The organism is Streptomyces sp. DH24, from assembly GCF_029813775.1.
Lineage (GTDB): Bacteria > Actinomycetota > Actinomycetes > Streptomycetales > Streptomycetaceae > Streptomyces.
In genome coordinates, this window is sequence record NZ_JARVKW010000085.1 from 1 (window position 1) to 4,108 (window position 4,108).

Annotated in this window: 5 protein-coding genes and 1 pseudogene; 4 read left to right on the forward strand and 2 right to left on the reverse strand. The window is 72.6% G+C overall.

Annotated features, from left to right (window positions below; translation table 11 throughout):
- The 3 genes and pseudogenes from QC282_RS31875 to QC282_RS31885 all read left to right on the forward strand — a co-directional run.
- Positions 1-200: pseudogene (locus QC282_RS31875) on the forward strand (hypothetical protein); the annotation flags it as partial.
- A 16-nt stretch (positions 201-216) separates the two neighbouring features.
- Positions 217-981, forward strand: coding sequence for a DUF4239 domain-containing protein (locus QC282_RS31880; RefSeq protein WP_279553081.1), 765 nt, complete (start codon positions 217-219; stop codon positions 979-981).
- A gap of 190 nt (positions 982-1,171) precedes the next feature.
- Positions 1,172-1,699, forward strand: a complete 528-nt coding sequence (locus QC282_RS31885) for a hypothetical protein (protein ID WP_279553082.1) — start codon at positions 1,172-1,174, stop codon at positions 1,697-1,699.
- A 131-nt stretch (positions 1,700-1,830) separates the two neighbouring features.
- On the opposite strand, the gene QC282_RS31890 is transcribed toward QC282_RS31885, so the two are convergent.
- Complete coding sequence (locus QC282_RS31890) at positions 1,831-2,316, reverse strand: hypothetical protein (protein ID WP_279553083.1); 486 nt, start codon at positions 2,314-2,316, stop codon at positions 1,831-1,833.
- Positions 2,317-2,648: 332 nt separating this feature from the next.
- Between QC282_RS31890 and QC282_RS31895 the strand changes: the two genes are divergently transcribed.
- A complete protein-coding gene (locus QC282_RS31895; RefSeq protein ID WP_279553084.1) occupies positions 2,649-3,314 on the forward strand; it encodes a class F sortase in 666 nt (221 codons plus the stop codon).
- Positions 3,315-3,344: 30 nt separating this feature from the next.
- Here QC282_RS31895 and QC282_RS31900 read toward each other — a convergent pair whose 3' ends face one another.
- Positions 3,345-4,103, reverse strand: a complete 759-nt coding sequence (locus QC282_RS31900; RefSeq protein WP_279553085.1) for a polysaccharide deacetylase family protein — start codon at positions 4,101-4,103, stop codon at positions 3,345-3,347.
- Positions 4,104-4,108 lie beyond the last annotated feature (5 nt).

Below are 4,108 nucleotides of genomic sequence, written 5' to 3' on the forward strand. Positions count from 1 at the left end.
CGCCCCCTCCCCCACCGGCCCCCGGGCCGCCGCCGTCGGCCGGACCAGCCCCGAGCCCGTCCCTGTCCCCGGTGCGCTACCCGCGCCACCGCGCCGCGCCGCGCGGACAGCCGACCCGCGACGCGCCGTCCCCGCTCGTCTTCGTCCTGCTCATCACGGTTCCCGCGGTGATCGCCGTCGTCGCGCTGCGGCCCCGCTGACCCCTGGAGGCACCTCTTGCCGGAATGGCTTGTTCTCATCCTCGCGATGCTCGCCGCGTGCGCCGTGGTGGTCGTCGTCACCCTCGTACGGGACCGCACCGCGTCCGAGGACGAGGACCCCAGCGAGACTCCGGACGTCATCGAGTACATGACGATGTGGATCGGCGTGGTGTACGCCATCGTCCTGGGTCTCGCCATCGCCGGTGTGTGGGAGGCCCGCAGCGCGGCCCAGCAGCACGTGCGGGCGGAGGCCCTCGCGCTGCACGAGATCTCCGAGCGGGTCCGGGTCTATCCGCCCGACGTCCGCGACCGCATTCGGGACGATGTCAACGCCTATGTCGGACACGTCGTGACCGTCGAGTGGCGGGCCATGGCCGACCACGGCCGCGTCACCGACCACGGCACCGAGCTGCTGGAGCGGGTCCGCGCGGACGTCACCGACTACCAGCCGCGCACCGACTTCGAGGCGCAGGCCTACCAGCCGCTCCTCGACCAGGTGACGGCCGCGGACCAGGCGCGCAACGCCCGGGCGGAGTCGACCGGCGCGACCATGCCGGGCGTGGTGTGGTTCGGGCTGGTCGTCGGGGCCGCGGCGACCATCGGGATGGTGTTCGCGCTGCAAATCCGGCGCTCCGCGCGCGAGTTGGTGCTCGCCGGGGTGTTCTCCGCGCTGATCGCCTTCCTGCTCTTCCTGATCTGGGACTTCGACGCGCCCTACAGCCGCGGCATCGCCGCCTCGGCGGATCCGTTCCTGCGGCTCTTCCCTCACCTCGGGAACTGACCCGGCACCGGCCGCGCGGGGGACGGCGCCACGCGGGCGCCGTCCCCTGAGCGGCCCACAAGGTTGCCCCGTTCGCCCGACACCGTTCGCGCGCCCGTTCGCCTGTTCCTAGCGTTTCGGTCATCGAGGTGCATTTCTGACGCGAGCGGAAAAGGTCCGCCGCTGCTCCTCGGGGACCCGGAGGATTCACATGCGCGCGATACGCGTCGCTTCGGCCGCGCTGCTGGGCGTCGGCGCCCTCGCCCTGACCGCGCCGTCGGCCGCCGCCTACGGACAGGGGGACATCACCCCGTTCGGCTTCAGTGTCCTGCCCTTCACCATCGCGGCGGGCGGCCAGGTCACCCTGCGCGTGAACCGGGACGACGGCGAGTGCAAGGGTCCCGCGACGGTGACCTCGGCGGTGTTCGACCCGGTGACCATCCCGCCGCGCCGGTCGACGGCGACGGCCGTGGTCGACTGGGACGCCAAGCCGGGCGCGGTCTACCAGGTGACGTTCGCGTGTGACGGCTCCAGCGGGTCCACGAGCCTGACCATCGCCGGTGGCCGCCCGGAACCCACGCATCACCCCCTCCCGCCGCACGGCGTGCACGCCGGCGAGGGCGGCACCGTCGCCGGCTTCGACCTGGAGGAGATCGGACTGGGCACGGTGCTGATCGTCGGCTCGGTCGGGGCGGCGTACCACCTGTCCCGGCGCCGCAGCGGCGAGGACGGCGCCTGACGACGACGCCCACGGCCACAGGCCTTCGCCCCGGAATCCGTGAGGATCCGGGGCGAAGGCCTGTGGCCGTGCGATCCGAGCGATCCGGAGGGGGCGGATCGAAGGCCGGACGGGAGCGCCCGGCCGTGCGGTCAGATCTGCTTCTCGGCGCGGCGGCGCATCCAGAACAGCCCGCCGCCGACGGCGGCCGCGGCCACCAGCGCGCCGCCGATGGCCATGTCGGTCGGCGTCGCGCCGGTGGAGCTGCTGCCGCCGAGACCGCCGCGGACACCGCCGATGACCGTGAAGGCCGCCGGCTTGGTCAGGGTCTTGCCGGAGCAGTTGACCGTGATGTCGTAGGCGCCCGGGCGGGCGTTGCTCTTGATGGTGGCGGTGCCCTTGGACGTCTCGTTGGCGCCGTGGACCGGCGACAGCGAGGCCGTTCCGAAGGCGTTCGAGGTCATCGTGCCGCCCTTGGGGCAGCCGTCCACCGTGACGGTCAGCTGGCCGCCGCGGGCGATGACACTGGGCAGGGCGACGATGTTGCTCGGGGTGTCCCAGGCGACGGCCGCGGGAGCGGCGAGCCCGAGGGCGGCGACAGCCGTGGCGGACACCGCCAGGGCACGAGAGTTGCGCATGTGATCCTCCGCGGAAGGCGCCCCGGGACCCGTCCCCGGAGAATCGGCGAGAAAGCGCCTCCCAGAAAGACCCTCAGTTGCCTTGCGCGGGCCCGCATTTCGGCAATGGTCCGTCCTGGTGAGCGGACCGACCGCGGGATATACGCGGGAAGTTGTATCGCCGCAGGTCACGCACCGTCAGAGAAATTCGACCGGCCGCGACTCGGATGGCGCACGAAAGCCTTTCGGGCCACCCGTTCGCCACTGCCCCGTCGCCGGTTTTCCGCGCGGCGCTTAGCGTTCTCGTATGCGCGAATTGACGCGGCGACGGCCGTGTCGAGAGGGGATGGCCCATGCATGAGTCCGAACTGGCCGAAGAGGAGGAGCGGCGGAGGAAGCGCGCTCCGTGGGGCGTCATAGCGCTTGTTCTGCTGACCGGCCTCGCGCTCATTCGGAATGGTTCGGGGGAATTCGACGTGGGTCCGCCGCAGCCCGCCTCGGCCGCCGCGACGGACGGCCGGGTGTCCGGCGGCACCTTCGCGAAGTCCGCCCGGGACCCGCTGCCGTACTCCGTGCCCGACCGCGTCAGGATCCCCGCCATCCAGGTCGACGCGCCGGTGATGCCGGTCGGTCTGGACGCGGAGGGCTGGGTGGACGCGCCGCCCCCGGAGGACCCGAACCTGGCCGGCTGGTTCACCGGCGCGGTCTCCCCCGGCGAGAAGGGCACCGCCGTCGTCGTCGGGCACGTCGACAACAAGCAGGGCCCCGCCGTTTTCTACGGGCTGGGGGCCCTGAAGAAGGGCAATCGCGTCGAGGTCTCCCGGCAGGACGGAAAGACGGCCGTTTTCGAGATCTACGGCATCGAGGTCTTCTCGAAGGACGACTTCCCCGGCGACCGCGTCTACAGCTCCAAGGGCACCGCGGAATTGCGGGTCATCACCTGCGGCGGCGGTTTCTCGCAGCAGAACGGCTACGAGGGCAACGTCGTCACCTTCGCCCGCCTGGTCGAGGTCCGCTGAGCGGTTCCCCGGCCGGGCGGGCGCGGGCCGTCAGGCGTACTGCCGCCGGGGGACGGTCACGTGATAGCCGGAGTCCAGCAGATCGGGAAGGTAGGAGCGCAGCGCCTTCACGCTCTGGGAGCGGTCGCCCCCGGCGTCGTGCGAGAGCACCACGACGCCGGGGGCGGCGCCGTTCTCGACCCGGCGCGCGATGGCGCGGGCGCCGGGCGTGGTCCAGTCGAGGGTGTCCACGGTCCAGGCGAGCGGTTCCATGCCGAGGTCGGCGCCGATCTGGAAGGCGGCCCGGTTCCAGGCGCCGTAGGGCGCGCGGAACCACTGGGGGCGTTCCCCGTACGTCTCCTCGATGACGTCGCTGGTGCGTTCCATCTGGGAGCGGATGCGGGAGCGGCTGAGCCGGGTCAGCAGCGGGTGGGACCAGGTGTGGTTCCCGACGACGTGCCCCTCGTCGGCCATGCGGGAGACCAGGTCCCGGTTGGCGTCGGCCATTTCCCCGCAGACGAAGAACATGGCGCGCACGTCGTGCTCGGCCAGGGTGTCGAGGATGTCCGGGGTGTAGCGGGGGTCGGGCCCGTCGTCGAAGGTCAGCACCATGGTCCGGCCCCGCCCGGACACGCGCAGCAGGGGCTCGCGGCGCACCATGGTCCGGCCGGGCGCGGCGCGCCGTGGCCCGTAGCCGGTCAGGGGCTGGAGTCGGTAGGCGGAGGACTTGAGCGGGCGCTGCGCCCGGGGGCCCGGGGCGGGCGCGGGGGCGGGAGGCTCCGGTTCGCTCCCGGTGACCGCCGCGAACACACCGG

Bases quoted from the DNA above. Each gene is read 5' to 3' on its own strand.
- QC282_RS31885 (WP_279553082.1), top strand. From the start codon at position 1,172: ATGCGCGCGATACGCGTCGCTTCGGCCGCGCTGCTGGGCGTCGGCGCC.
- QC282_RS31890 (WP_279553083.1), bottom strand. From the start codon at position 2,316: ATGCGCAACTCTCGTGCCCTGGCGGTGTCCGCCACGGCTGTCGCCGCC.
- QC282_RS31895 (WP_279553084.1), top strand. From the start codon at position 2,649: ATGCATGAGTCCGAACTGGCCGAAGAGGAGGAGCGGCGGAGGAAGCGC.